Below are 24,523 nucleotides of genomic sequence, written 5' to 3'. Positions count from 1 at the left end.
TATACTTCCTAGTTTAAGCTGGATCCACTGCGCGCATGGAGTTGACCGAGACCGCGATCCCGGGACCTGAGAAGGCGACCATCTGCACCTTGGTGATTTCAAGAATATCGAGATCGGCCATGCCGTTAACGACATGCGCGCTGAGCGGCAATTGCTCGAACGTGGCCCGGTGCCATGCCACTGTGCCTTTGGCGGACCAGCGCTTGAAGTCGAAGCCGTCGAAATTGATGTTGCCGACCCTGCCGCCTGCTCCAGCCGGCGCCGCGGCGGTGGTGACATAGGCCACGTCGGGGCCCTCGCACCCGCCGATGCTTGTGCGGGGCACGTATTTATAATACATCGCTGGACCGTTATCCGCCCCGGGAAGGGCCGGCTCATTGCCGGCGTCGACCAGATCCGTGAGTGCGATGTCGAAGAATTTGAACCCCATCCAGGAGGCCGAGCAGGCGGCGGTGCCTCGCTCCTTGTCGTGTTCGATTTCCGGGATGTCGGCGAACATTTTTGGAAAGCCCAGCTCGTCGCGGCCGGTCATGATGGCGTCGGGCGCACCTTCCCACAGCACCGGGCAGTATGTGCCTTCCAGCGTCTCCGTCCTGCCGCGATAGGTCACCGGGAAATCGACGACCACGATGCCGTAGCCGCGCCCAGCCAGCCAGTAGAGGTTCTTGAACCAGGCACAGGACACGGTGACCAGCGGATCGCCGCGCAGCTCCATGCCCGGCGCAAGCAGTGCTTCGAGTTTTTTCGGATCGGTGCGATAGGTGATCGCCATCCATTCGGCATTCATCCGGCCGGTCTCCTCCGGCTTCCACATGCCACCGCCGGGCTTTTGGCGCGGCCCGGGTGCCGGTCCGAACGAAACCGGCATCCGGTAGCGAAAATCGCGGTTCAGCTTGATACTCATCTTTCAGATATTTCCTGTTTGGGAACGCTTTGTGTCAGGTACCCTTCGGCCTAGGCCGTGACATCGAAAGGGATGCCGGGACGCAGGAAGGAGGCGGTCGGCGGCGTACCCCAAAGGTTCAGCCAACGACCCGCCAACCCTTCCGAAATGTCCCAGCTACGTGGTTCATAGGTGGCATCGTTGTCGATACGATCGAGTTCGATCGAGTTTTCCACCAGGCAGCCATGGGGGTCGGCGTAGTAGGTAAAGATGTTCCCGCCCGCACCGTGGCGGCCCGGTCCCCAAACCAAAGCCCGGTCCTTCTCGGCGAGATTGTCGGCAATCGTCTGCAGATCCTGAAGCGAATGCAGATCGAAGGCGTAGTGATGCAGCCCGCTTTCGCCCGGTCCCATCGCGATTGTGTGGTGATAACCGTCTTCTGCCCGGTACCATCGCAGCGCGCCGTCCTCCGTCATGTCCGACAGCTTCATGCCCAAGCCCTTTTGGCAGAACTCGCCAAAGGCGGCGGTGTCCGGCGCGAAGGAATTGATGTGCTCGATCCGTCGGGGACGGGCACCGGGAGCCGAATAGCTGTAATGTCGCGGCTGGTTTCGGGCGATCGGTGTATGGACTTCGAAAATGGTGCCGCCAGGAGCGACCAGACGCACGGCGCGCTCGTAATGCTTGCCGAGGGGCCTGTCCGACAGGATCTCCAGCCCGTCCGATTTTGCGCGGCGATAGACCTCATCGACCGCGGACGCACTCACGGCCTCAAGTCCACAAGCGATGGCCTTACCGTCGCCTTTGATGTAAGTCACTTCGTGATGGCGGTCATTGCTGGTGAGATATACGGTGTCGCCGTCAACTTCGGTGATCCGTAATCCCACAACCTCGCAAAGATCCTTTGCCGCGCCCAGGGGATCGGGCGACGAGATAATTACGTGGCCCATTTGTCGAATGAGATAAGTCATGATTATCCTCTCTACAGTGCCGCTTTGACCGAAGGGCGGTCTTCAACCCGTGTGAGATAGGTTTGGATATTTGGCCAGGCGGACAGGTCAATGTCCTGCCGCTTCGTCCAGCCGAGAACGACAAACGCGTAGGCGTCCGCGATCGAGAAAGTGTCGCCGGCAAGATATTCGCTGACGGCCAGACGGTCATTCAGCACCCCGAAAACCCGCGGCAGCAGCGCGGTCCTCGTGATCTCCCGAAACTCCGGCGGCGTGTTCGGCCGGTTCAGCGGTGAGAAGGTCTTGTGCAGTTCGGTGGCGATGTAATTGGTCCATTCCAGCACGCGGTAGCGCGCCATGTTGCCAGGTGCTGGCAGCAATCCGGATGCAGGCGCCTGGTCGGCGATATATTGCATGATGACCGCCCCTTCGGTCAGCACCTGGCCATCGTCGAGAACAAGTGCCGGGACCTGGCCCTTGGGAGTGATGTTTAGAAAACTTGTCCCGTCAGGAAGCGTCTTGTCCCTCAAGTTGACTTCCACCGGCTCGACGGCAATGCCGGCTTCCTCAAGGACAATGCGGGATGCGTTAGAGCAGGCGCCGGGCGCGTGATAAAGTTTCATGTAATGGATCTCCAAGTGATGGTGGGTGGACGTTCGCTCGTGCCTTGCCTGGATCAGGCGAGACCTAAGCGACGTCGTCAAGCGTGTTTCGGCGGAGCAATCTTGTTCACACCGCTCCAATGTTCGGACAACCGATCATCCCGGATGCGGTAGGCATCGAAGATAAAGTAATCGTATGTGGTCCCGGGATTATCGGGATCGGGCTGGGGCAGGGACGCTGCCACCACGACCATGTCGCCCTCGGCCACGATCAAGGACGGGGGAATGCGCATCTCGCTCGGCTCGGGAACCGGCCCGTTCGGGAACACCGACCGAACGAACCCCTCCAAGCCTTGCCGGCCGCTTGGAATATGGCTGTTGTGCTGCTTGTAATCTTCGGTGACGAAGTCCTTGACGGCTTCCGCGTTCTGGCCGTCGAAAACACGACGGTAGAATTCCCGGACCAGGTGCTTGTTTCGTTCAAGCCGAACACGGCTTTCAGTGGCATGCATTACTGAGTTCTCCTGCTTGCTGTGGGACAAAATTGCTTAGGGACCTCTGCGGGGCGAAAGGCCCAGGCCACCGCTCAAGTCGAACGCCAGTGCGGCGTAAAAGACGAAGTCATCCTTCATCCTTCCGGTTGAATAATCGGCCATAACGGACGTGTTGGGATTGACGAGATAGGCGGCGCCCACGTCGAGAATGCCGATGTCGAACACCCCAGTGGTTGCGTGCACATCGAACATGAAGGTGTCTTTCGGCTGCGCCTCATCAAGTCCCGAGAAGAACAGCCGGGCATTGCGCTCGTATTGGGCTCGTTCGTCGCTGAGGCCGATGTAATGAACCGAAGCACCGATCGTCGCGAGCGGGTTTTCTGCCCAGAACCCCGAATATTCAAGACCCGCGTATGCCTCCCATGGATAAGCCTGGCCCTCGCCAAAGGTGTGAAAAATGCCGCCGTAGATCGCCAGATTTTCCGGGATCATGCCGCCGGAAGGGTTGCTCCAGATCACCTTACGCGCCTGAGCGTAAACACCGGTCGTTCCATTCTCGTGGGTAACGATCGTTGGGCTCGCGCCGAAGGTCGGATTCCCCCAACCGTCGTTGTAGAGAGCATCTTCATAGGGCGCGGAACGATGATAGGCTCCGACTTCAAATTGCAACGGATTGAGGCTGTCCCGGAATGTCTCATCATGACGGATATTGGCAATGGCGATATAGCCTTCGCTGCTCCCGGCTTGCCAATCCCAACCACTGCCGTTTTGCCAATTGTCGGGATTGTCCTCGATGATGCCGAAGCCCAATGTGGTGTCTGGTTTTAGCTTGTAGGCGACGCGACCACCCCAAACGGCAAGCGACTCGCCTGGCACATTGAGAGTGTTCGCCTGCGTCGAGTTGAGGCAGCCAAGGCCACCGCAAAAGCCCTTTGTCATGAAGTCGCGAGCCAGTCCCATGCGGCCGGCCTCGACTTGGAGGCGGTCATCGAAAAAGTCGGCCTCCAATGTCAAGCGTGTGAGATCCGTGTCGGAGTCGACAACCGGTACCGGAAAGAAGGCGTTTGACGTGTCAAAGAGATAGCCGTCGACATTGTAGGATGGAGCGTTGATCGTCTCCGTGAACTTCACGCGAAGATCAGGAGACAGGTAGCCGGTAGCGTCGAAGATGAACATGCCATAGTTGGCCGACGAGCCACCCGCGAAACCAAAGGTGGGTGCGTTCTGATAGATGTTGAGGTAGTCTAGGCGGAGATCAATTCCGTTGTCATGGAGCGATCTGCCAATGTCTGCCAACGGACCAGAGTAGGTCGGCACAGGAGGGCCGACTATGATAGGCGGTTCTTCCTCCAACAGGATGGCAGGGCCTGCAGCAGACGCCGGAATGGCAGTTCCCAGCATCAACGGCACGGTGATGTATAGAATTCGCATTGTTGTCCTCCCCCTAAGAATAGAATTTGTTCACTCCGCTGCGACTGGATTGACCGATGGCTCCTCCTCCTTCGGTCTGCGACTGTGCGGCGGCGAGGCAGCCAAGATGGCGAGCAATGCGATGACGCAAAGCGCAGTGACGATCAGGAACACCCCTCCATATGTTCCCGTTCGATCAAAGACGGCTCCTGCTGATCCGGCGCCGATTGCCGCACAAAGTGTTGATACCGGCATCATCGAACCCAAGATGATCGAGAAGGATTCTTTGCCGAAGTAGTTGCCAAGAAGCGCCATCAGGCAGACCTGCGAGGCTCCGTATCCGATGCCTGCGGGAAGGGCGTACAGCAAGATTCCGGTAAACCCTTCCGGCTTGACCACCATGCAGAAGCCCAGAGCGATCAAACCCATGCTCACAGCCGCGATTATCGAAGGTGAGACGTGGTCTCCCAGGAGGCCGGCCGTCATGTTGCCGATAAACGACGCGACGATAATGATCGCCATGGCATTTGCGGCTTCAGCCGGCGAATATCCGACGTCCCGCAGGTGCACGGCGCCATGGGCCATGAGGAAGATCCAGGCTACTCCAGCAATACTCATGTAGATCAGGATCAGCCAGTATGCCCTGGTCCGAACGGCTTCCCTGAGTGTCCAATGAGTTGTGCTCTTGAACACTTTGCCGCGCTCGTGCAGCGGCAACGTGGTCGGGCTCTCCGCAATGAACCGGTCGACATGGCGCTCATTCAAAGCGGTATAGGCCGTTACCATGGCGACGATCGCCGCCCCGGCAATCACCCACCAAGCTGCGCGCCAGTTGTCGTCAGACATGGCAACGAGCTTTTCAAGTGCAGGCGGGGGGACAAAACCGCCCACCTCGACAGCCGAGAACACGATTGATACGGCCAGAGCACGGCGCGCATGAAACCAATTCGTGACGACCGTTTGTGCGGGCAACATCCCGGCAACACAGACACCTGTCCCAACCATCAATCCGAATGCGAGAGCATATTGCCATCCCGTCTGAACAACGGTTGCCATCGCAAGCGCACCGGCAAACAGCACGAAACATCCAGCGGTGACTGTTGCACGATAGCCGAATTTCCGGACCAGCATAGCAACGATGGGCCCCTGAAAGCCCATCATCATAACGAAGATGCCAAACCCCGTACCGAACACCGCTCGGTCCATGTTGAGGTCGTCGATCATTCGAGCGTTAATGACAGTTGTGCCAATGCTCGGTATCGCAACGACCAACAGTACGATCAACCACAATGCACCGAGCACTTTCACTGCATGGGCGCTGTATTCGAATCCTCTGTTGGTCTCAGGATTGGCGACGGCACGCGTCTTCTTTCCTTGTTCCAAGGCTTCCTCCTCCTCTTGTAAGTACGGCGCGCGGCCTCCAACCGCACGCTTCCGGCTCAGTCAGATCGCTGGCTGAGCCGTTCGATCAGGCAACCCTCCCGCAAACATTGGGAAGGGGGGGAGGCCCATAAGCTGCCGTCCGAAGATTTCGGCTGTAGGATCGAGCCTCACCGCGCCATGCAGCATCGCCACGCGGATATCGCGGACAAATCGCTGGATGGCATTGTTCTCATGTGCGGTGGCCGAACCGATGCTGAGCTGGAGTTGACCGACGGCGCCGTCAAGTGTGTGGGCTGCGTAGACGCTCTCCATTATCATTGCCTGCTCTTGCTCGGCCGAGATATCGCGTCCCTCAAGTGCGTGACGGTCGAGAACATCAGCCGCGCTAAGGGCCGCTGTTTCGACTATCTTGATTGCGCCATAGGCCTTTGCCGCACAAATCTGGGTCGACGCCATCTCGGCGACACGAGGATAAGGCAGGTTGAAAGGCTGCTGCTTTTTCGCCATTTCGATGTAGGTTTCCAGCACACCGCGCGCCATGCCCAGGACAATCGCCAAATGCGTAAGATTGGTCACTAGCATCAGCCCGCGGCCGTCGAACTTGCTGGCGGAACCCTGATAACGCGTACGAGTTTCGTCCATTCTGGGCGGGAATTCCGCCATGTCCATGAAGCGATGGTCCGGAACGAACTGTTCTTCGCGCACTGTCAAGCTATTGGAAGAGGTCGCCTTCATCCCCATGACGTGCCAATTGTCGATGATTTCCACCTGGTCGGCCTTCAATATCGTCATTGCTCGGCCAGCCATGCCCGAATTGTTCTGGTATTCGACACCGACCAGGATCCATTTGGCATGCTTGCAGCCGCTGCCGAAATGCCAGGAGCCACTGACCATCCAGCCGCCATCCACGCGGCGCGCGGAACCTACTTTCGTGGCGAAGACCGAGGCGCCGGCCGCCAGCGGGCCAACCCAATCGTCGCCATTGGCAAAGATCTCCTGTACCGCCCGATCCGGAAAGGCGAGGATGTTGCGCAGGCCTCCCGCGACAAATGCCATCCAGCCCGCTGCACCATCGCCCCTACCAAGCTCGGCAACGATTTCGACAACATCGCGGGCTCCGAGCGCATATCCGCCGAAATCGGTCGGCAAGGTCAGCTTGAATGCGCCGATGTCGCTCAATGCTTTCAGGCTCTCTGTATTGAGCGCACCGAGCTTTTCTCCGTCTCCGGCGTTTTTACGCAGCAAGGGCACAAGTGCTTTGGCTTTGTCGCGAATCTTGCGGCCTGCCTCTGTGCTGTAGGGCGAGTCGAGCCGCGCCGGCGCTGAATACTCGAATTGCTTAACGCTCATTTCCATGGCATTTCCTCATTTTTTTAAGTTGTGTGGTCAGATGTGCGATGCAGCTAGAGCGCCGTAACACGCTCGCAGACGTGAAAGCTTCGCTGAAGCCAGGCGACCGGCGTGGCGTTCCGCCCCGCAAGGGACACGTCAAGAACGCGACCGACAAGAAGCTGATGATCGCCGGTTGGTTGTGCACGTTCCAACGTGCACTGAAAATACGTATCGAACTGCGTTAACAGCGGCACCCCGAAGGGAGACAACTTAAAATCAACGCCATTGAATTTGTCGGTGCCGCTGGATGCGAAACGCATTGCCAGATCCTGATGTGGTTCGGCAACCACATGCGCTGCGAAATGCCCATGGCTGAGGATGGCTGAAAGCGTTGCCGAACTCTGCGCCAGACCGAAAACGACAAGAGGGGGCTTGAACGACAACGAGGTGAAGCTGCTGACGGTTGCTCCGGCAAATTCGCCGCATGCACTCGTGCTTGTTATCACGACCACACCGGATGGAAGGCGGCTGAAAGCGCCTTTGAGATCTTCAATGTCTGGAGATCTCTCCAAGCGGTTTTCCTCTGCGACAAAATGCTGCATTGTCGATGCTCGTATCATCGTATAGGTTCCCTCAAACTACCTTAGCACTATCTTACTACTAAACTAACTTTGGTCAATCCCGTTTCCGATTTCGGGCTATTTTTGCGCGAAAGCGATTGCGTGAATGGAATCAAAGATTTATGAAAGACGTGAGAGTCTTTCTCCGCTTTTTTTGTTAGCTCCAAGATAGATATGAAGCAGTGATGTCTGAAACCAAGGGCATATTTTCGGATCTTATCAGTCAATGGGAGACGGATTTTCCGGGTGAGGACAGCACGCCTGTCGCGATCGCGATGCATCTCCGTCACCTGCATATGCTGGATCAGGATTCGCTATCTGAGATACTTATGGCGTTCGATGTCGGCATTGGCGAGATTGACGTGCTCAACTATCTTCGCCATCAACCGGCGCCGCATCGTTTGCGGCCAAGCGATCTCGCCGAGCTTTGCATGGTGACCACGGGAGCTATCACTGGCCGAATTGCGAGGTTGGAACAAAAGGGACTTGTCCTGCGTGTCCCGTCAAGTTCGGACAAACGCACCGTTTTTGTGCAGATGACTGACAGTGGTGAGAAACTTTTGCAGGCAAGCCGGATACAGGTTGCGCGGTCATCTCGCTTCTTGAAAGTCGTTCGGACACTCTCTACGTCTGAAAGAGACTGTCTGAACAGTCTCTTAAGCAAACTTATAAGCGCCTTCTGAGCCGACATTCGTATTCCATGATATCTTTGGCGACGGCCGAGGAGCCAAAGCGGTGTTGTCACGTTAATCGGCATGCGGTTGCTTGGCTGTCGGGTTGCGCATAATTTTCGGCGATGCCGACATCAGGTATCACCATGCCACAGTGCTGGCCGCTACTCACCCCAGATGGGATCTCAAGAACGAAAAGTAGAAACCTAACCACCCAGACGAGGGGGATATCTGCCGCAATCGGAGAGTGGCCAAACCTATGCCTGCTCTGCGTATCGACCGATGTTTTTGTCCAGCAGTTCCAGCAACTGATCCCGACCGGGATCGCGGACAGCTTTGATCCAGGCGACAGCAAGCGGCAGTTTTCGCAATGGTGTGTTGTCGGCGTTCACCAGAGAAACGAAGGTCACCCCGGATACTGCGAGTTTCGAAGTCCAGCGCGGAACGATGGCGGACCCGATGCCTGCTGCAACGAGGTTTATGATCGTTTGCTTTTCGTCAGCAATCTGCGCTATGCGCGGGTGCAGTCCCGCGTCTTCGAAGAGTTTCATCGTCAGATCGTAGCTGTGCGGTCGAGAGCGACGGTCGGGCACGATGAGGGGCTCGTCTCCCAGTTCATCTACCGAGACACGGTCGCAGGCGGCCAGAGGATGCGTGACGGGCAGGGCAATCACGGGTGTTTCGTGGGTCAGGATGCGAACAGCCAGATTGCGGCTTAGTCCGTCGCGGGGCCGAATGAAGACGACATCCAGTCGCCCGGCAATCAATTTTGGAATGAGACGGATGGATTTGTCCTCAACCAGTTGAGTGACGATGCCCGGGCATCGCTCACGGAAATCGTGCAACAACGCCGGTATGAGGCCTGCGGCAGCACTGTCGATCGCGCCGATGCGCAGCACGGTCGCCTGCTGGGTTTTCCTAGATCGAAACTCCTCGGCGAGTGTCTGCAGGCGATGGAGAAGGGGCCGCACCTCCTCAAGCAGGGCGGCGCCGTCTTCCGTCAGAGAGACGCTACGCGTTGTCCGGGACATGAGGCGAGTGCCCAAGGACTCCTCCAGCAGTCTCACATGCCGTCCCAGGGACGCCGGGAGCAGACCCATCTTCTGCGCCGCTCGGCCGAAATGCAGTTCTTCTGCAACAGCGACGAAGCACCTCAACTGTTCCAGTTCCATGACGCCTCATTGTATCGTTTAATTATATAATTAGAGCAGTATGGCCTGGAAGGAAAGGGCGACATAGCCTTCTTCCGACGACGCAGGAGGTGCGTCGAACGGATCATTGGGAGGAGTTCGCTATGAACAGCGACCTGGAGACGCGCGTCCTGCGCAAAATCACTCTGCGCATCGTACCATTCATCATGCTGCTGTATTTCATCGCGTTCCTGGACCGCGTGAACATCGGCTTTGCCGCATTGACCATGAACCAGGACCTCGGCTTCTCGTCGACCGTCTTCGGCATCGGTGCAGGCATCTTCTTCGTCGGCTACTTCCTGTTCGAGGTCCCGTCCAATCTCATTCTCAACAAGGTAGGAGCGCGCATCTGGATCGCCCGCGTCATGATCACCTGGGGGATCGTGTCCGGCCTGATGGCGTTCGTGCAGGGAACGACCACTTTCTATGCGTTGCGCTTCCTCCTCGGCGTCGCAGAAGCGGGCTTCTTTCCCGGCATTATTCTCTATCTGAGCTTCTGGTTTCCGGCTCGCCGACGTGCGGCAGTGACCGCGATGTTCATGGCAGCAGCGCCGCTCTCTACTGTCCTCGGATCGCCGATCTCAGGTGCACTCATGGAAATGCACGGCTTCCTCGGTCTTGCCGGATGGCAGTGGATGTTCCTGATCGAGGCAGCACCAGCGATAATACTCGGCTTCGTTGTCCTCTTCTACCTGACCGATCGCCCGGAAAAGGCAAAGTGGCTCTCGGAAGATGAGCGGAACTGGCTTGTGAAAACGATGAATGCCGAGCAGACCACCAAGGGTGGGGCAAGCCACAGCATCCTGGCAGGTCTGGCCGACATCCGTGTCATTGCGCTAGCTCTTGTTTACTTCGGAACATCCGCCGGTCTTTACACTCTGGGTATCTGGGCGCCACAGATCATCAAAGAGTTTGGTCTGTCATCTCTGCAGGTCGGCTTCATCAACGCCGTGCCCGGTATCTTCGCGGTGGTCGCCATGGTCCTCTGGGCACGTCATTCCGACAAGACCGGTGAACGGACCTGGCATGTCGTCGGCGCCTGCCTGCTTGCTGCCGCCGGGCTTGCATTCGCAACAGGTGCCATGAGCGTCTTCACAGTCCTCATTGCGCTGACGCTGGTCAACATCGGCATCAGCTGCTCGAAGCCACCGCTGTGGAGCATGCCAACGCTGTTCCTTTCCGGGCCGGCCGCCGCGGCGGGGATCGCCACCATCAATTCGATCGGCAACCTCGGTGGCTTCGTTGGTCCCTCGATGATCGGCTGGATCAAGGACGTCACCGGCAGCTTTGCGGGCGGCCTCTACTTCGTCGCCGCATTGCTGGTCGTGTCCGCGATCGTGACGCTCGTCTTGTCGCGCACCGCGCCGGAAAACGGGACCAAAGTCGCCCCGGTCCAAAATCGTTAAATCTCAAGGTGGAGCACAGACATGCGTGAATACAAGATAGCAGCGATCCCTGCGGATGGGATTGGCCCGGAAGTCATTGCCGCCGGACTTCAGGTTCTGGAGGCGTTGGAACAGCGCAGCGGCGACTTCAAGATCCATACCGAGACCTTTGACTGGGGTTCGGACTATTATAAGAAGCATGGCGTGATGATGCCGGCCGATGGGCTTGAGAAGCTGAAGAAGTTCGACGCGATCTTTTTCGGTGCGGTCGGCGCTCCGGACGTTCCCGACCACATCACGCTGTGGGGCCTGCGCCTGCCGATCTGCCAGGGGTTCGACCAGTACGCCAATGTGCGCCCGACGAAGATCCTGCCCGGCATCACGCCGCCCTTGCGCAATTGCGGTCCGGGCGACCTCGACTGGGTGATCGTGCGGGAGAACTCCGAAGGCGAATATTCCGGCCATGGCGGCCGCGCCCATCGCGGCCTTCCGGAAGAGGTCGGCACGGAAGTGGCGATCTTCACCCGCGTCGGGGTCACCCGCATCATGCGCTATGCCTTCAAGCTGGCCCAGGCGCGTCCGCGCAAGCTGCTGACCGTCGTCACCAAGTCGAACGCCCAGCGTCATGGCATGGTCATGTGGGACGAGATCGCGGCCGAAGTGTCGAAGGAATTCCCGGACGTCACCTGGGACAAGATGCTGGTCGATGCGATGACGGTGCGCATGACGCTGAAGCCGGAGACGCTCGACACGATCGTGGCGACCAACCTGCATGCCGACATCCTGTCGGATCTGGCCGGTGCGCTGGCCGGCTCGCTCGGGGTCGCGCCGACCGCCAACATCGACCCGGAGCGCCGTTTCCCGTCGATGTTCGAGCCGATCCACGGGTCCGCCTTCGATATCACGGGCAAGGGCATTGCCAATCCGATCGCGACCTTCTGGACGGCCGCGCAGATGCTCGAGCATCTCGGCGAACGCGAGGCTGCTGCGCGGCTGATGAGCGCCGTCGAGCGTGTCACCGAAGCAGGCATCCTAACGCCGGACGTCGGCGGCACCGCCAACACGAAGCAGGTCACCGATGCCGTCTGCGACGCCATCGCAGGGTCGAATATCCCGAAGATGGCTGCGGCCTAATGACCTGGAACGATGTGTCCGCTCGCCAGGTGCTGCGTCGGATCTTCGACGCAGCCGTTGCCCGTGCGGATCCGCGGGCAGCGGTGATCAACAACCTCCCGGAGCGTCCAAGAGGTCGCTGCATCGTTGTGGGGGCAGGCAAGGCGTCGGCCGCGATGGCGGCCGCGATCGATGTGGCCTGGCCTGATGTCGATCTTTCAGGCGTGGTAGTAACCCGTTACGGCCACGCGGTCCCGGCAGGACGCATCGAAATCCTGGAAGCCTCCCATCCCGTCCCGGATGCGATGAGCGTCATGGCCGCAGAAAGGATCTTCGCTGCGGTCCAGGGCCTTGGACCGGAGGATCTCGTGGTGGCTCTCATCTCCGGCGGAGGCTCTTCATTGCTGGTCGCGCCCGCCGGCCAGATGACCTTGGCGGACAAGAAGGCGGTCAACCAGGCGCTGCTTGCCAGCGGCGCCACGATTTCCGATATGAACACCGTACGCAAGCATCTTTCGGCCATCAAGGGTGGGCACCTGGCGCGCGCTGCTCGACCCGCGAGGCTGCTGACACTGGTTATCTCTGATGTACCAGGAGATGATCCATCGGAGATCGCGTCCGGCCCGACGGTGGCGGATCCCTCCACAATGGCAGAGGCCCGCGCGATCGTCGCCCGCTATGGTATCGATTTGCCGCAGGCTGCGCGGTCAGTTCTGACACACGGCAAGGAGACGCCCAAGGCAGGGGACGTTGAAGGTGAAATTCGTCTGATTGCGGCCCCCTCGATCGCGCTCGACGCGGCGGCGGCGGCGGCACACAAGGCCGGACTGCGTCCGCTGATCCTCGGTGATGCCCTGGAAGGCGAAGCGCGCGAGATGGGGCGTGTCATGGCGGGTATTGCGCTATCCGCCCGTGACAAGGGCCTGCCTGTCGCGGGGCCTGCCGTGATCCTCTCCGGCGGTGAGGGAACCGTTTCACTCGGGGTCACGACCGAAGGCCGCGGGGGGCGAAACACGGAATTCCTTCTCAGTCTTGCTGTCGCTCTCAAGGGAGCTGAGGGCATCTGGGCCATCGCCGGCGATAGCGATGGCATCGACGGCGTCGAGGATGCTGCCGGGGCGCTGGTGGCGCCGGACAGCATTGCTCGCATGCACGAAGCTGGCATCGATCCCCGCGCTACCCTGGCGGTCCACGACAGCTATACGGCGTTCAAGGCCATCGGCGATCTCGTGGTCACCGGTCCCACGCTCACGAATGTCAACGATATCCGCGCAATCCTCATAGGTTAGGTTTCATCATGTTCATCCGCAACAATCGGAGGTCGAAGATCATCGCGACAGTCGGCCCGGCTTCCAGTTCGCCCGGCATGCTTCGCTCGCTGTTCCGCGCCGGTGTCGACACGTTCCGCCTGAACTTCAGTCATGGCGACCGGGCGGATCATGCCGAGGTCTACCGGAGCATCCGGGCTCTTGAAAAGGAACAGGATGCCGGCATCGCCGTCCTGCAGGATCTTCAGGGTCCGAAGATCAGGATCGGAGTGCTGGCGCATGGCAGGCTTGATCTGGCGCGCGGGGCGACGATCGGATTTGTCCTTGGGCGGGAGGGTGGCGAAGGAATGAACGACATTCCACTCCCGCATCCGGAGATCTTCGACGTGGCCGTGCCCGGCATGCATCTGCTGATCGATGATGGCAGGATAAGGGTCCGGATCAGGGAGGTGATGGAGGGGCGGCTCGTCTGCGAGGTTATCAACGGCGGCACCCTGTTGAACCGCAAGGGGGTTAACGTGCCCGGAGCGGTCCTCGACATCTCCCCGCTCACGGCGAAGGATCGTGAAGATCTGGAATTCGGCCTTGAGCTGGGCGTCGATTGGGTCGCGCTCTCTTTCGTTCAGCGGGCACGCGACATGATCGAAGCACGATCCCTCGTTGGAGATAGGGCTGGCCTTATCGCCAAGATCGAGAAGCCGTCTGCTCTTGATGATATCGAGGATATTGTAGGGCTTTCGGACGGCGTCATGGTGGCGCGCGGTGATCTCGGTGTCGAGATCCCGCCGGAGGATGTCCCGGCCAAGCAGAAGGACATCATCCGTGCATGCCGGGTCGCGGCCAAGCCTGTGATTGTTGCCACGCAGATGCTTGACTCTATGGTGAGTTCGCCCACGCCGACGCGGGCGGAGGCCTCCGACGTGGCCGGCGCCATCTACGATGGGGCGGATGCCGTCATGCTGTCGGCGGAATCCGCGACAGGTGCCTATCCGGTAGAGGCGGTCGAAATGATGAGCCGGGTCATAGAAAAGACGGAGAAGCACAAGCACTATCGGCCAATCCTGGAAGCGACAGAACCCGACGTCGTTCAGTCCCCTCCGCATGCGGTCGCCACTGCGGCCGCCAATGTCGCGGTGGCCCTTGGCTCGCCGGTTGTGGTTGCATACACTTCGAGCGGAACAACGGCGGCAAGGATTTCGCGCGCGAGGCTGGCCTTGCCAATTCTGGCTCTCACTCCGTCCGAACAAGTCGCGCGCCGGCTCAACATGTTCTGGGGAGTGGTCGGCGTGCGATCACAAGATGTCCACACCTATGAGGCGTCGCTGCTTCATGCGCAACGGGCGGTGCAGGAAGCAAAGCTGGCAAGTCCCTCCGATCACATTGTTATCGTGGCGGGATTCCCATTCGCGCAACGGGGCAGCACCAACAATCTCCGTGTTGTGCAGATCGCCGCAACCGATAACCTAGAGATTGCGTAGATTGTACCTGGCAATAAGGGGGATCAGTGCGTCATGCGCGTGTTTGCGGTGCAGCCGTGCGGCGCGGCTTGCCGCCTCCGCATCACTCTGCTCGATTGCCTCTATGATTTCCGCATGCTCACCGGCCGAGTGCAGCGGCAAGGGGCGTAGGTTGAGGGTGAACATGCGGGCGCGATGCAATTGATCGGCGACAGTCCCCGCCATTCGCATCAGGCGGCTGTTTCCGCTCTCTGTTACGAGGGTCTGATGAAAATCCTCGTCGGCGACAGCCCATCGTGGAAGGTCGTTGTCCGCCAATGCCTCAATCATCCGCTTTGTGGCAGCCTTCAGAAGCTGGAAGACGGGCGCGCGTTCCTCCATCGGCAACCGGGCGAGCCGTGCCGCCGCTGCACCCTCGAGCGCGGTGATGACTTCGTAGATTTCCTCGATATCCGCGGGAGACAGGGCGCAGATTATGATGCCCTTCTTGGGAAGTATCCGGACCAGTCCGTCTTCCTGCAGTCGCGCCATGGCTTCGTGCACCGGGGTTCGGCTCATGCCGAGCTGACGGGCGATTTCAATTTCCGCAGCCTGGTATCCGGGGGGAAACGCGTTGGAGCGTATCGCCTCCTTGATGGCGAGATAGGCGGCAGAAACCCGACCCGAACCGTTGCTGTCGGCGTTTGCTGAATTCTGTTCTGTGACCGGATCGCGTGGTGCGGCTCCGGGAATGTCGATCGTCTTGATCATGAGCTGCCTGACGTTGTTTCAACGCGCGTTATAGCCGCTCTTACAACACTTGACAAAGGGTCACGCATCAACAAATGTAAGCTTGCATGCAAGGTAGGATGGAAAAGGGTGTGGAGGCATCCTTCGCGATCTCAGGGAGGAAAGCGCGATGAAAAAGGTACTATTGTCCCTCACGGGTGTCCTGTTTGCCATGTCCAGCCATCTGGTTCTGGCGCAGGAGAACTATCCTGACCGACCCATCACAATTGTGGTGCCTGCCGCAGCCGGTGGTCCAAGTGACACCGTCGCGCGTCTGGTGGCCCAGTCGATGTCAACCACGCTGGGTCAGCAGGTGCTGATCGAGAACATGGGTGGCGCCGGCGGCTCTCTTGGTGCCGGGACAGTGGCGCAGGCGGACCCCGACGGCTACCGACTGTTGCTCTATCATATCGGCGTAGCAACCTTCGCAGCACTTTATCCCAACCTGACCTATGTACCGAGCGAAGACTTTTCCAGCGTCGGGCTGATTACCGAGGTTCCGATGACCGTCGTCGGCAGAAAGGACTTCGAGCCTAAGACCTTCGCAGATCTCGTTACCTATGTGAAGGCAAACGGCCCCGCCGTCACCTTCGGCACCGCTGGCACGGGTGCCGTTTCCGATCTCTGCGGCAGGTTGTTGCAGGATGCGCTCGACACAAAGATAACATTGGTGCCCTACAAGGGCATGGGCCCGGCGATGACCGATCTCATCGGCGGCCGCATAGATCTCGCTTGCGATCAGACCACCAATACCACAACCCAGATCAAGGCCGGCGAGGTTCATCCTTATGCTGTTACGACAAAGGCCCGGATCGATGTGCTGCCGGATCTTCCAACCGTGGAGGAGAGCGGTCTGCAAGGGTTCGAACTCTCAGCCTGGCATGCGTTGTGGGCTCCCAAGGAAACGCCTGAGGCCGTCCGCAACAAGCTCGCAGAAGCGCTGCGTGCCGCGCTGAAGGATCCGGTCGTAATTGAGCGATTTGCGAGCCTCGGAACAGCACCGGTTTCCGAAGATCTGGCAACACCGGCAGCACTTGACCAGAAGTTCGCGTCTGAAGTCGAGCGACTGACGAAACTGATCAGCGAGAGCGGCAAATAAGCTCAGTTGGGTCGGCGTCTTCAAACGCCCGCCGACCCAACTCGCCATGGCAGCGAGCCATGCAGCCTGCGCTTGATGCTGAGCGCGGTATACTCAACAGGAGCGAACTACCCATGCGTGAATACAAAATTGCAGCGATCCCCGCGGATGGGATTGGCCCCGAGGTGATAGCGGCTGGACTTCAGGTTCTGGAAGCGCTGGAACAGCGCAGTGGGGATTTCAAGATCCATACCGAGACCTTCGACTGGGGTTCGGACTACTACAAGAAGCATGGCGTGATGATGCCGGCCGACGGACTGGAGAAGCTTAAGAAGTTCGATGCGATCTTCTTCGGTGCGGTTGGCGCGCCTGATGTGCCCGACCACATCACGCTGTGGGGGCTGCGCCTGCCGATCTGCCAAGGGTTCGACCAGTACGCCAATGTGCGCCCGACGAAGATCCTGCCGGGCATCACGCCGCCGCTTCGCAATTGCGGCCCAGGCGACCTCGACTGGGTGATCGTGCGTGAGAACTCCGAAGGCGAATATTCCGGCCATGGCGGCCGCGCTCATCGCGGCCTGCCGGAAGAGGTGGGCACGGAAGTGGCGATCTTCACCCGTGTCGGCGTCACCCGCATCATGCGCTACGCCTTCAAGCTGGCCCAGGCGCGTCCGCGCAAGCTGCTGACGGTCGTCACCAAGTCGAACGCCCAGCGCCATGGCATGGTGATGTGGGATGAGATCGCGGCCGAAGTATCGGCGGAATTCCCGGATGTCACTTGGGACAAGATGCTGGTCGATGCGATGACAGTCCGCATGACGCTGAAGCCGGAGACGCTCGACACGATCGTGGCGACCAATCTGCATGCCGACATCCTGTCGGATCTGGCCGGCGCGCTGGCCGGCTCGCTCGGTGTGGCGCCGACCGCCAATATCGATCCGGAACGCCGTTTCCCGTCCATGTTCGAACCGATCCACGGGTCTGCCTTCGACATCACCGGCAAGGGCATTGCCAACCCGATCGCAACCTTCTGGACGGCGGCGCAGATGCTCGAGCATCTCGGCGAACGCGAGGCCGCGGCCCGGCTGATGGGCGCCGTCGAGCGGGTCACCGAAGCGGGCATCCTGACGCCGGATGTCGGGGGTACCGCAAACACGAAACAGGTCACCGACGCCGTCTGCGACGCCATCGCAGGGTCGAACATTATCTGAACGGGAACATCGTCAGAGGAGGCCAAAGGGGAGGAGACCATGGCTACACTTGAAAAGCACACCCGGAAAAATCTGATTGCCGGTGGCATATTCGTTGCCATCGCAGCCGCTTTCGCCGTGCAGGGTCTACGGTATGAATTCGGGACCGCGACACAGATGGGGCCGGGCTTTTTCCCGGTGGTTCTTGCTTTCGTATTGGGTGCACTCGGTGCCGTCATCGGCCTGGATGGCTTGCGCAGCGAGCCGGAGCCGACCGATGGTTCCGTCCCCTGGCGCGGACTCGTCCTCATCTGTCTCGCACTTGCCATCTTTGCAGCCGGAGCGCGCGATCTTGGGCTCGTACCCGTCGTCCTGCTTTGCACGTTCATGACGGCACTCGCATCCCGCCGAAATTCACTGGTATCGGCGGCTATGATGGCCGCTGTCATCGCCACTCTTTGCTATCTGGTCTTCAAGGTCGGGCTGGCAGTTGCCATTCCGACTTTCGGGCCGGTTTTCGGACTATGAGGTGCCTACCATGATGGATCTGATCTCGCATCTTGCTCTCGGCTTCGAAACCGCGCTGACGCCGATAAACATTGTCTGGTGTTTCGTCGGCGTCCTGCTGGGCACACTCGTTGGCGTGTTGCCAGGCATTGGACCGACTGCGACGATCGCAATGCTTCTGCCAATCACCTTTACCTTCTCTCCAGTCACATCGCTGATCATGCTGTCGGGCATCTACTACGGTGCCCAATATGGCGGGTCCACGACGGCAATCCTCATCAACCTGCCGGGGGAGAGTTCGTCGGCCGTGACGGCGATCGACGGCTACCAGATGGCGCGAAAAGGACGAGCTGGCCAAGCGCTGGCAACGGCCGCGCTTGGATCGTTCTTCGCAGGCTGCGTGGCAACTCTCCTGGTCGCAATCGCTGCTCCACCCCTTGCCTCGATCGCGCTCCAGTTTGGTGCGCCGGAATATTTCGCCCTGATCGTCCTCGGCCTCCTGGTTTCGATCTCGCTTGCCCATGGCTCCGTGCTCAAGGCGCTGGGAATGATCGTCATCGGCCTGTTGCTCGGAACGGTGGGGCAGGACATCTATACGGGCGAGGAGCGCTTTACCTTCGGTCGGCTGGAATTGTCGCAAGGAGTCAATTTTGTCTCGATCGCCGTCGGCATCTTCGGTGTCTCTGAAATCTTCCGCAACCTACAAAATGAACACGCGCGCGAAGTCGGCGTGAAGCGCGTCACGAACCTTTGGCTGACGAAGGATGATTTCCGGCGGATTATAGGTCCTGTCTTTCGGGGAACTGCACTTGGCTCGCTTCTTGGCGTATTGCCGGGCGGCGGTCATGTACTGGCGTCCTTTGCAAGTTACTCGGTCGAGAAGAACCTGTCGAAAAATCCGTCAGAGTTTGGTCACGGGGCTATCGAGGGTGTAGCTGGCCCCGAAAGCGCCAACAACGCAGCGGCACAAACGTCCTTCATTCCGTTGCTTACCCTCGGGATCCCGGCGCATCCGGTCATGGCCCTCATCGTCGGCGCCTTCATCCTACAGGGGATCACGCCGGGGCCGGACGTCATTACCAGCCAGCCGGCGCTGTTCTGGGGCATCATCGCATCGATGTGGATCGGCAACCTGTTGCTGGTGATCCTCAACCTGCCGCTGATTGGCCTTTGGGTGAAGATGCTGAGCATACCCTACCGAATGCTGTTTCCAGCCATCGTCATTTTTGCCTCCATCGGGTGCTATTCTATCAACAACAATCCCTTTGACGTCTATGCGATCATCGTCTCCGGCATACTCGGCTACGTCCTGATCAGGGTCGGCTGCGAACCCGCTCCGCTTTTGCTGGGCTTTGTGCTGGGGCCTTTGCTTGAGGAGCATCTACGGAGGGCGATGATCATCTCTCGTGGTGACGCGACGGTATTCGTCACAAACCCGATCGCTGCCTCGCTGCTGGGTGTGGGTCTGCTCTGTGTCGTCCTCGCTCTTTTGCCCTCGATACGTTCAAAGCGGGACCAGGTGTTTGTGGAGGATGACTGAAAGCAACAAGGCGTCAGAATAGCCCGTGCAAACAGATCCGGAATTTCTCAGCGTCTGTTTGCGGCTGTTCTGATGCTTGCTTCTAGAGTTGGTCGGCCAGCTATGCGGCATCCAAAACCGCGCTGGTTTATGAAGAGAGCCACGGAGCAGCCAACTGACGCCATTGTACGATGTCTGCAATCGGACCCTCTATCGCCTTGATGGCATCACGGGTTCCGATTCCATCAAGGCGAAATACCCTTATGAAAGTACCGCTCGCGGCGACTAGCCGCGAGCGGTACGGGCAGGCAGCTACGACTTCATGGGCGCTTCCACATCCGAAAACACCTGAACCGCATCTGGCAGCCTGGCACCCTTGATCTTGATCGCCGAAACGGCCGCATTGAGTTCGGCGAGTTCAGAACTATCGAGCCGGAGGGACGCTGCACCGATATTCTCGATCATGTGAGCCATTTGGGTGGTGCCTGGGATCGGCACGATGAAGGGCTTCTGGGCCAGCAGCCAAGCAAGGGCGATCTGACCAAGACGAGCCTGTTTGCGGTCGGCCCAGGTCTTCAACAGTTCCACAAGCGCTAGGTTATTCGGAAGGTTATCCGGTGCGAAGCGACCCTCGATGCCTCGGATATCGCCTGGAGCGAAGCGGGTCTTTGCGTCGATCGCGCCATTGAGGAACGCAACACCGAGCGGGCTCCACGGCACAAAGCCAATGCCGAGTTCTTCGCAGACCGGAATTGCCCCGGTTTCGGGTCCACGCCACAGCATCGAGTATTCGCTTTGGACGGCTGTGAGGGGAACGGCCGCATGTGCGCGGCGAAGTGTGTTCAGCCCCATTTCGGATAGGCCCCAATGAAGGACCTTGCCCTGATCCATCAGGTCCTTGACCGAGCCCGCAACATCTTCGATCGGAATCTGAGGATCAACGCGGTGCTGATAGAGCAGATCGATCCGGTCGGTGCGCAGGCGCTTGAGCATACCCTCCACTACAGCCTTGATGTGCTCCGGGCGGCTGTTCAGCCCCGGCTTACGTTCACCCGTCTCGAGATCGATGTTCCAGCCGAACTTGGTGGCGATGACGATCTGGTCGCGGAACGGTTCGACGCCTTCGCCAAGGATGCGCTCGACCTCATGCGGACCATAGGCTTCCGCAGCATCGTAAAAGGTCAGGCCGTTGTCGAAGGCGGCGCGGATGATGTTGTGCATCTCGGGGCGCGTCGGGATCGTCTGCTGGTAGGTGCGGCTCATGTTCTGGACGCCGAGGCCGACACTGGAGACCTCCAGCGTTCCGAGTTTGCGCCGTCCGATCGAGGATGTGGAAGCCGTCACAGGAGCGGTCGCCTGCGTGGCTGTCTGCGCGTTTGCCACATCGACGGTTGCCGCAGCGGCCAGTCCCCCGGCCGCCAGCAACAAGCCACGCCGGTTCAGTTCAGGTCCGTGTTTCGTTGTCATATCCGCTTTCCTTGTGTTGATGGTGGATGTGTTGAAGGTGCCGGCGGTCATTGTGACCGTTCCCAGAACAGGGTGGCGTCGGTGATCCAGCCTTCGGCGCTGGTGCCTGCTCCCGTGCCGAAACCATGGCCGACTGACGGGAATTCTTTGTATTCGACGGTGGCACCGAGGCGCTTCAGGTCGGCGATCCGACTTTCCATGGAAGCGGGCGGAGCGATCCGGTCGTCCGATCCCACGACCGCAAAGGTCGGCGGTTCACTGTCGGAATGGTCGGAATGCGCGGTATAGGCCATGACAACCGCCGCAGGCTTGGGCAAGACATCCCCTCCGAACGCGGCGACCCCGTGCTGATCCGATAAATGCTGCCATGCGCGCGCCCGCTGAGCTTCCCCAGACGGAATACCTTTTCGTCGCGACATCAAGCGTTTCGCTGTTCCGGAAGACATAGGAAATGGCCGCCGCAAGGTCCTGTGTTGCGACCCTGCCGCCCTGGCCAACACGGTATTTCAGGACGAAGACGTTATAGCCCTGTCGGTTGATCCCAACCGCATAGGGAAACCCCTCGTGGACGGAACCGACATAGGCGAACCCGCCGCCGGGGGAGACGATCGCGAAGGGCGCGCCAGGTCGGCCGCGGAAGTAGAACAGACCCGTGTCCTCTTTGCTCGGGTCTGCACGTTTATCGGCCTCGGTATAGATGTCGTAAAACACCTGGTGGCCCGCTGCGACATCCTCGATCATCCGGTTCAGTCCGCCAAGCACCGTCCCGGTGTCGACGGCACTGTGATACGGAAGAAGCCCGCCGATTTCGCTCAACTTCATCGACTCGTCATAGGGACGATCGTCCCAAGGCAGGATGCGACCGGCGTATCCGGAGAATGCCGGATGACGCAGGATGTCTCCGACCGTGCTCGTCGCGGATAGGAGCCGGCGCTCAGTGCTCTGGGCTTGCTCTGACTGCGGCATGGTGGATTCCGTTCTCCCTGCGACGGGATCGAACAGGAATGGCAACGAAGCGAGAAGGACGGTCCTGAGGCTGTTCAACGGTGCGCTCCTTTCACCAAACGTCGGTTTTCAGGTCGATCAGCCACGTGCGGCCTGCGCCCTGGTCTGTCGGATGGCATCGTTGAAGCCCTTCGGGGTGCTGCTGGGGCCTGCAAGCTTGCCGACCCTGACCTGATCGATACGCTTGCCGACGACGACCTTCGGTACGGCGGCTGCAAATGCGCGCTGCAGCTCAAGGGATCGGGGGACATAGGCATGCGTGGTTACGCTCACGGCAGTAACAATACCGTCCTTGAGCGCCGCCTTGACCGTGATGTGCGATGGCTGCCCGCCGTACTCTCCAGTCGCTGTGTAGACGCCATCCACAAATCTGGCGGACCTTGCGCTTTGTGCTTCCGCAGCACCGGCAAACGTGAATGTCAGGGCACTGGCCAAAAGAAGGTTTCTTGTCTGGTTTTGCATCGTGTTTTCCTGTCTCAGGTGAAGACTTCGCCATCGAAATTGTCCGAGACTTCGACGCGCCCGTCGGCGAACATGCGCAGATAAGAGAAGTCGAAGGTTGCCATCAGTCGCGCGGAGGAGCCGAAGAAGAGCGCGGTCGCCGTGTCTGCCGCGATCGCCCAGGTGGCAATGACCTCACTCGTCGGTCGCCCGGTGCGGCCGTCGATGACGTGATGGAGACCGTCACCCCACGCTCTCCGATTGGATGCGGACGCGCAGAGGGAGCGGTTGATCAGGTTTGCGACCCCAATCACCATGTCCGGATCAAGCGGATGTTCGAGGCCGACATCGAGTGCGGCATCTCCGCGATGGAGGATATCGCCGCCGCCATCGACGACGAAGTCTTTCAAACCGTCAGCCGCAAGCAGGTCGGAGATCAGATCGATCAGTCTGCCTTTGCCGACGGCTCCGATATCGATGACCAGCGGCCTTTGCGTCGTGATCGAATTGACCTCGCGCTGCACGTCTCGATGCCAGACCGGACGTTGGGCCGCCATCAACGTGATGGCCCCGTCGTCAGCTCCAGCGTATAGTCGCGGTCATAGCCGAGAAGCTCCAGATCGCGGCCGACGAGCGGATCGACCGCCCCGTCCGTCGCGACATGGAGGCGGTCACAGAGGTCGAAGATCAGGGCTGCGTCCGACGGAAAGCTGAACCTTCCGCCATCGGCAGCATTGGCGATCCGCGTCACAATGGAATCATGCCGGGACCGCGAATAGATGCTGTCGAAACGCTCCACCAGATCAACGACCTCCGCTCTGGTCTCGGCTGGAAGCGGCGCAGGCGTGTCGATCTGCCAGGACGTGCCGATGGCATCGAACTGAAAGGAGGAGGTCGCCACACCGTCACCGACTGCCATCAGCTTAGAGCTTTCGCGTGCCGAGCCACTTGACCATGGTCGGATCGCGATGGTCGAAGAAGCTGCTGGACTTCTGGTCAAGAGAGGCGATCGCTGCGACGTCTTCCTGATCAAGCTCGAAGTCGAACACCGAAAAGTTCTCGGCCATCCGTTCCTTGCGCACCGACTTCGGGATGGCGACGATGTTGCGCTGGATCAGCCAGCGCAGCACGACCTGGGCAACGCTTTTGCCGTGTTTCCTGCCGATCGACTGCAAGAGCTCGTTCGTGAACAGGCCGTTCTTGCCCTCCGCGAACGGCCCCCATCTTCGGGCTGGACATTGTACTCCTCGAGCAGCGTCCGAGCATCCTCCTGCTGATGGAACGGGTGGATTTCGATCTGATTGACCGCCGGCACCACCTCGTTGTGAAGCACGAAGTCCAGCAGTCGGTCGGGATAGAAGTTGCTGATACCGATCGCGCGAATGCGACCTGCCTTGTAGAGTTCCTCCATCGCACGCCAGGCGCCATAGACGTCATTATAGGGCTGGTGGATGAGCCAGAGGTCGAGATAGTCGAGCTGCAGCTTGTTCAAGGTTCGTTCGAAGGCGGCCTTCGCTCCTTCATAGGTCACGTCTTCGATCCAGAGTTTGGTCGTGACGAAGAGTTCACTTCGTTGAATGCCGTGATTGCGAATGGCGTTGCCGACGGCCTCTTCGTTGCCATAGGAGGTGGCGGTATCGAGCAGGCGATAGCCGACATCGATCGCGTCGCGGACGCTACGCTCGCACTCGGCGGGGTCGGGTACCTGGAAGACACCGAAGCCGAGGATCGGCATCTCGACCCCATTGTTGAGCGTCACTGTTGGAACTGTGCTGGTCATGTCGATTTCC

General features: G+C 59.6%; 27 protein-coding genes. 9 read left to right on the top strand and 18 right to left on the bottom strand.

Annotated elements, in window-relative coordinates:
• Positions 1-13: 13 nt before the first annotated feature.
• The 8 genes from HGO38_RS23790 to HGO38_RS23755 form a co-directional block, all read right to left on the bottom strand.
• Positions 14-904, bottom strand: coding sequence for an acetoacetate decarboxylase family protein (locus HGO38_RS23790; protein WP_250958300.1), 891 nt, complete (start codon positions 902-904; stop codon positions 14-16).
• 50 nt (positions 905-954) lie between these two features.
• Positions 955-1,854 (bottom strand): VOC family protein, encoded by a 900-nt coding sequence (locus HGO38_RS23785; protein WP_250958299.1) that lies wholly within the window; start codon positions 1,852-1,854, stop codon positions 955-957.
• Between the two features lie 11 nt (positions 1,855-1,865).
• Positions 1,866-2,456: a glutathione transferase GstA gene (gstA, locus tag HGO38_RS23780; protein ID WP_250958298.1), complete on the bottom strand. Its 591-nt coding sequence runs from the start codon at positions 2,454-2,456 to the stop codon at positions 1,866-1,868.
• 77 nt (positions 2,457-2,533) lie between these two features.
• Positions 2,534-2,947 carry a nuclear transport factor 2 family protein gene (locus HGO38_RS23775; RefSeq protein WP_250958297.1) on the bottom strand — a complete coding sequence of 138 codons (414 nt, stop codon included), beginning with the start codon at positions 2,945-2,947 and terminating at the stop codon, positions 2,534-2,536.
• A 36-nt stretch (positions 2,948-2,983) separates the two neighbouring features.
• Positions 2,984-4,360, bottom strand: a complete 1,377-nt coding sequence (locus tag HGO38_RS23770) for a carbohydrate porin (protein ID WP_250958296.1) — start codon at positions 4,358-4,360, stop codon at positions 2,984-2,986.
• A 30-nt stretch (positions 4,361-4,390) separates the two neighbouring features.
• The gene (locus HGO38_RS23765; RefSeq protein WP_250958295.1) at positions 4,391-5,722 is read right to left on the bottom strand and encodes an MFS transporter; all 1,332 of its coding nucleotides are present in this window, start codon (positions 5,720-5,722) and stop codon (positions 4,391-4,393) included.
• Positions 5,723-5,782: 60 nt separating this feature from the next.
• On the bottom strand, positions 5,783-7,078 hold the full coding sequence (locus tag HGO38_RS23760) for an acyl-CoA dehydrogenase family protein (protein WP_250958294.1): 1,296 nt from the start codon (positions 7,076-7,078) through the stop codon (positions 5,783-5,785).
• A gap of 47 nt (positions 7,079-7,125) precedes the next feature.
• Positions 7,126-7,656: a flavin reductase family protein gene (locus HGO38_RS23755; RefSeq protein ID WP_250958293.1), complete on the bottom strand. Its 531-nt coding sequence runs from the start codon at positions 7,654-7,656 to the stop codon at positions 7,126-7,128.
• A gap of 203 nt (positions 7,657-7,859) precedes the next feature.
• Here HGO38_RS23755 and HGO38_RS23750 point away from each other — a divergent pair, with 203 nt between their 5' ends.
• A complete protein-coding gene (locus tag HGO38_RS23750; protein ID WP_250958292.1) occupies positions 7,860-8,357 on the top strand; it encodes a MarR family winged helix-turn-helix transcriptional regulator in 498 nt (165 codons plus the stop codon).
• A 245-nt stretch (positions 8,358-8,602) separates the two neighbouring features.
• Here the strand turns inward: HGO38_RS23750 and HGO38_RS23745 are convergent, their stop codons facing one another.
• A complete protein-coding gene (locus HGO38_RS23745; RefSeq protein ID WP_250958291.1) occupies positions 8,603-9,517 on the bottom strand; it encodes a LysR family transcriptional regulator in 915 nt (304 codons plus the stop codon).
• 122 nt (positions 9,518-9,639) lie between these two features.
• On the opposite strand from HGO38_RS23745, the gene HGO38_RS23740 reads away from it, so the two are divergent.
• The 4 genes from HGO38_RS23740 to pyk are packed head-to-tail and all read left to right on the top strand — an operon-like array spanning position 9,640 to position 14,779.
• Positions 9,640-10,941, top strand: a complete 1,302-nt coding sequence (locus HGO38_RS23740) for an MFS transporter (protein WP_250958290.1) — start codon at positions 9,640-9,642, stop codon at positions 10,939-10,941.
• Positions 10,942-10,962: 21 nt separating this feature from the next.
• Positions 10,963-12,054 carry a tartrate dehydrogenase gene (locus tag HGO38_RS23735; RefSeq protein ID WP_250958289.1) on the top strand — a complete coding sequence of 364 codons (1,092 nt, stop codon included), beginning with the start codon at positions 10,963-10,965 and terminating at the stop codon, positions 12,052-12,054.
• Positions 12,054-13,322, top strand: a complete 1,269-nt coding sequence (locus tag HGO38_RS23730; RefSeq protein WP_250958288.1) for a glycerate kinase type-2 family protein — start codon at positions 12,054-12,056, stop codon at positions 13,320-13,322. The genes HGO38_RS23735 and HGO38_RS23730 overlap by 1 nt, the downstream gene beginning before the upstream one ends.
• A gap of 8 nt (positions 13,323-13,330) precedes the next feature.
• A complete protein-coding gene (gene pyk / locus HGO38_RS23725; RefSeq protein ID WP_250958287.1) occupies positions 13,331-14,779 on the top strand; it encodes a pyruvate kinase in 1,449 nt (482 codons plus the stop codon).
• On the opposite strand, the gene HGO38_RS23720 is transcribed toward pyk, so the two are convergent.
• A complete protein-coding gene (locus HGO38_RS23720) occupies positions 14,765-15,508 on the bottom strand; it encodes a GntR family transcriptional regulator (RefSeq protein ID WP_250958286.1) in 744 nt (247 codons plus the stop codon). The two genes, pyk and HGO38_RS23720, sit on opposite strands and share 15 nt — an antisense overlap.
• A gap of 148 nt (positions 15,509-15,656) precedes the next feature.
• On the opposite strand from HGO38_RS23720, the gene HGO38_RS23715 reads away from it, so the two are divergent.
• The 4 genes from HGO38_RS23715 (at position 15,657) to HGO38_RS23700 (ending at position 19,841) form a co-directional block, all read left to right on the top strand.
• Positions 15,657-16,625: a tripartite tricarboxylate transporter substrate binding protein BugD gene (locus HGO38_RS23715; protein WP_250958285.1), complete on the top strand. Its 969-nt coding sequence runs from the start codon at positions 15,657-15,659 to the stop codon at positions 16,623-16,625.
• Positions 16,626-16,738: 113 nt separating this feature from the next.
• A complete protein-coding gene (locus HGO38_RS23710; RefSeq protein WP_250958284.1) occupies positions 16,739-17,815 on the top strand; it encodes a tartrate dehydrogenase in 1,077 nt (358 codons plus the stop codon).
• 39 nt (positions 17,816-17,854) lie between these two features.
• Positions 17,855-18,322 carry a tripartite tricarboxylate transporter TctB family protein gene (locus HGO38_RS23705; protein ID WP_250958283.1) on the top strand — a complete coding sequence of 156 codons (468 nt, stop codon included), beginning with the start codon at positions 17,855-17,857 and terminating at the stop codon, positions 18,320-18,322.
• 13 nt (positions 18,323-18,335) lie between these two features.
• Positions 18,336-19,841, top strand: coding sequence for a tripartite tricarboxylate transporter permease (locus tag HGO38_RS23700; protein ID WP_250958322.1), 1,506 nt, complete (start codon positions 18,336-18,338; stop codon positions 19,839-19,841).
• A gap of 291 nt (positions 19,842-20,132) precedes the next feature.
• Here the strand turns inward: HGO38_RS23700 and HGO38_RS23695 are convergent, their stop codons facing one another.
• The 8 genes from HGO38_RS23695 to HGO38_RS23660 are packed head-to-tail and all read right to left on the bottom strand — an operon-like array spanning position 20,133 to position 24,513.
• On the bottom strand, positions 20,133-21,287 hold the full coding sequence (locus HGO38_RS23695) for an aldo/keto reductase (protein WP_250958282.1): 1,155 nt from the start codon (positions 21,285-21,287) through the stop codon (positions 20,133-20,135).
• Positions 21,288-21,334: 47 nt separating this feature from the next.
• Positions 21,335-21,580 (bottom strand): prolyl oligopeptidase family serine peptidase, encoded by a 246-nt coding sequence (locus HGO38_RS23690; protein ID WP_250958281.1) that lies wholly within the window; start codon positions 21,578-21,580, stop codon positions 21,335-21,337.
• Complete coding sequence (locus HGO38_RS23685) at positions 21,543-22,331, bottom strand: alpha/beta hydrolase (protein ID WP_250958280.1); 789 nt, start codon at positions 22,329-22,331, stop codon at positions 21,543-21,545. Before HGO38_RS23685 ends, HGO38_RS23690 begins: the two co-directional genes overlap by 38 nt.
• Before the next feature lie 39 nt (positions 22,332-22,370).
• A complete protein-coding gene (locus HGO38_RS23680; RefSeq protein WP_250958279.1) occupies positions 22,371-22,754 on the bottom strand; it encodes a hypothetical protein in 384 nt (127 codons plus the stop codon).
• Between the two features lie 14 nt (positions 22,755-22,768).
• Positions 22,769-23,290, bottom strand: a complete 522-nt coding sequence (locus tag HGO38_RS23675) for an FAD:protein FMN transferase (protein WP_250958278.1) — start codon at positions 23,288-23,290, stop codon at positions 22,769-22,771.
• On the bottom strand, positions 23,290-23,652 hold the full coding sequence (locus tag HGO38_RS23670) for an FAD:protein FMN transferase (RefSeq protein WP_250958277.1): 363 nt from the start codon (positions 23,650-23,652) through the stop codon (positions 23,290-23,292). Before HGO38_RS23670 ends, HGO38_RS23675 begins: the two co-directional genes overlap by 1 nt.
• A 4-nt stretch (positions 23,653-23,656) precedes the next feature.
• Positions 23,657-23,908 (bottom strand): aldo/keto reductase, encoded by a 252-nt coding sequence (locus tag HGO38_RS23665; RefSeq protein WP_250958276.1) that lies wholly within the window; start codon positions 23,906-23,908, stop codon positions 23,657-23,659.
• Entirely contained in the window at positions 23,848-24,513 is a 666-nt protein-coding gene (locus tag HGO38_RS23660; protein ID WP_250958275.1) for an aldo/keto reductase, read from the bottom strand. Before HGO38_RS23660 ends, HGO38_RS23665 begins: the two co-directional genes overlap by 61 nt.
• Positions 24,514-24,523: the final 10 nt, after the last annotated feature.

Origin of the sequence: Rhizobium sp. CG5 (assembly GCF_023701945.1) — a bacterium.
Taxonomy (GTDB): Bacteria; Pseudomonadota; Alphaproteobacteria; order Rhizobiales; family Rhizobiaceae; genus Allorhizobium.
The sequence above is the reverse complement of the archived record's forward strand: the minus strand, read 5'-3'. Positions and strand labels throughout refer to the sequence as shown.

Bases quoted from the DNA above. Each gene is read 5' to 3' on its own strand.
- HGO38_RS23790 (WP_250958300.1), bottom strand. From the start codon at position 904: ATGAGTATCAAGCTGAACCGCGATTTTCGCTACCGGATGCCGGTTTCG.
- HGO38_RS23785 (WP_250958299.1), bottom strand. From the start codon at position 1,854: ATGACTTATCTCATTCGACAAATGGGCCACGTAATTATCTCGTCGCCC.
- gstA (WP_250958298.1), bottom strand. From the start codon at position 2,456: ATGAAACTTTATCACGCGCCCGGCGCCTGCTCTAACGCATCCCGCATT.
- HGO38_RS23775 (WP_250958297.1), bottom strand. From the start codon at position 2,947: ATGCATGCCACTGAAAGCCGTGTTCGGCTTGAACGAAACAAGCACCTG.
- HGO38_RS23770 (WP_250958296.1), bottom strand. From the start codon at position 4,360: ATGCGAATTCTATACATCACCGTGCCGTTGATGCTGGGAACTGCCATT.
- HGO38_RS23760 (WP_250958294.1), bottom strand. From the start codon at position 7,078: ATGGAAATGAGCGTTAAGCAATTCGAGTATTCAGCGCCGGCGCGGCTC.
- HGO38_RS23755 (WP_250958293.1), bottom strand. From the start codon at position 7,656: ATGCAGCATTTTGTCGCAGAGGAAAACCGCTTGGAGAGATCTCCAGAC.
- HGO38_RS23750 (WP_250958292.1), top strand. From the start codon at position 7,860: ATGTCTGAAACCAAGGGCATATTTTCGGATCTTATCAGTCAATGGGAG.
- HGO38_RS23745 (WP_250958291.1), bottom strand. From the start codon at position 9,517: ATGGAACTGGAACAGTTGAGGTGCTTCGTCGCTGTTGCAGAAGAACTG.
- HGO38_RS23740 (WP_250958290.1), top strand. From the start codon at position 9,640: ATGAACAGCGACCTGGAGACGCGCGTCCTGCGCAAAATCACTCTGCGC.
- HGO38_RS23735 (WP_250958289.1), top strand. From the start codon at position 10,963: ATGCGTGAATACAAGATAGCAGCGATCCCTGCGGATGGGATTGGCCCG.
- HGO38_RS23730 (WP_250958288.1), top strand. From the start codon at position 12,054: ATGACCTGGAACGATGTGTCCGCTCGCCAGGTGCTGCGTCGGATCTTC.
- pyk (WP_250958287.1), top strand. From the start codon at position 13,331: ATGTTCATCCGCAACAATCGGAGGTCGAAGATCATCGCGACAGTCGGC.
- HGO38_RS23720 (WP_250958286.1), bottom strand. From the start codon at position 15,508: ATGATCAAGACGATCGACATTCCCGGAGCCGCACCACGCGATCCGGTC.
- HGO38_RS23715 (WP_250958285.1), top strand. From the start codon at position 15,657: ATGAAAAAGGTACTATTGTCCCTCACGGGTGTCCTGTTTGCCATGTCC.
- HGO38_RS23710 (WP_250958284.1), top strand. From the start codon at position 16,739: ATGCGTGAATACAAAATTGCAGCGATCCCCGCGGATGGGATTGGCCCC.
- HGO38_RS23705 (WP_250958283.1), top strand. From the start codon at position 17,855: ATGGCTACACTTGAAAAGCACACCCGGAAAAATCTGATTGCCGGTGGC.
- HGO38_RS23700 (WP_250958322.1), top strand. From the start codon at position 18,336: ATGGATCTGATCTCGCATCTTGCTCTCGGCTTCGAAACCGCGCTGACG.
- HGO38_RS23695 (WP_250958282.1), bottom strand. From the start codon at position 21,287: ATGACAACGAAACACGGACCTGAACTGAACCGGCGTGGCTTGTTGCTG.
- HGO38_RS23690 (WP_250958281.1), bottom strand. From the start codon at position 21,580: ATGGCCTATACCGCGCATTCCGACCATTCCGACAGTGAACCGCCGACC.
- HGO38_RS23680 (WP_250958279.1), bottom strand. From the start codon at position 22,754: ATGCAAAACCAGACAAGAAACCTTCTTTTGGCCAGTGCCCTGACATTC.
- HGO38_RS23675 (WP_250958278.1), bottom strand. From the start codon at position 23,290: ATGGCGGCCCAACGTCCGGTCTGGCATCGAGACGTGCAGCGCGAGGTC.
- HGO38_RS23670 (WP_250958277.1), bottom strand. From the start codon at position 23,652: ATGGCAGTCGGTGACGGTGTGGCGACCTCCTCCTTTCAGTTCGATGCC.
- HGO38_RS23660 (WP_250958275.1), bottom strand. From the start codon at position 24,513: ATGACCAGCACAGTTCCAACAGTGACGCTCAACAATGGGGTCGAGATG.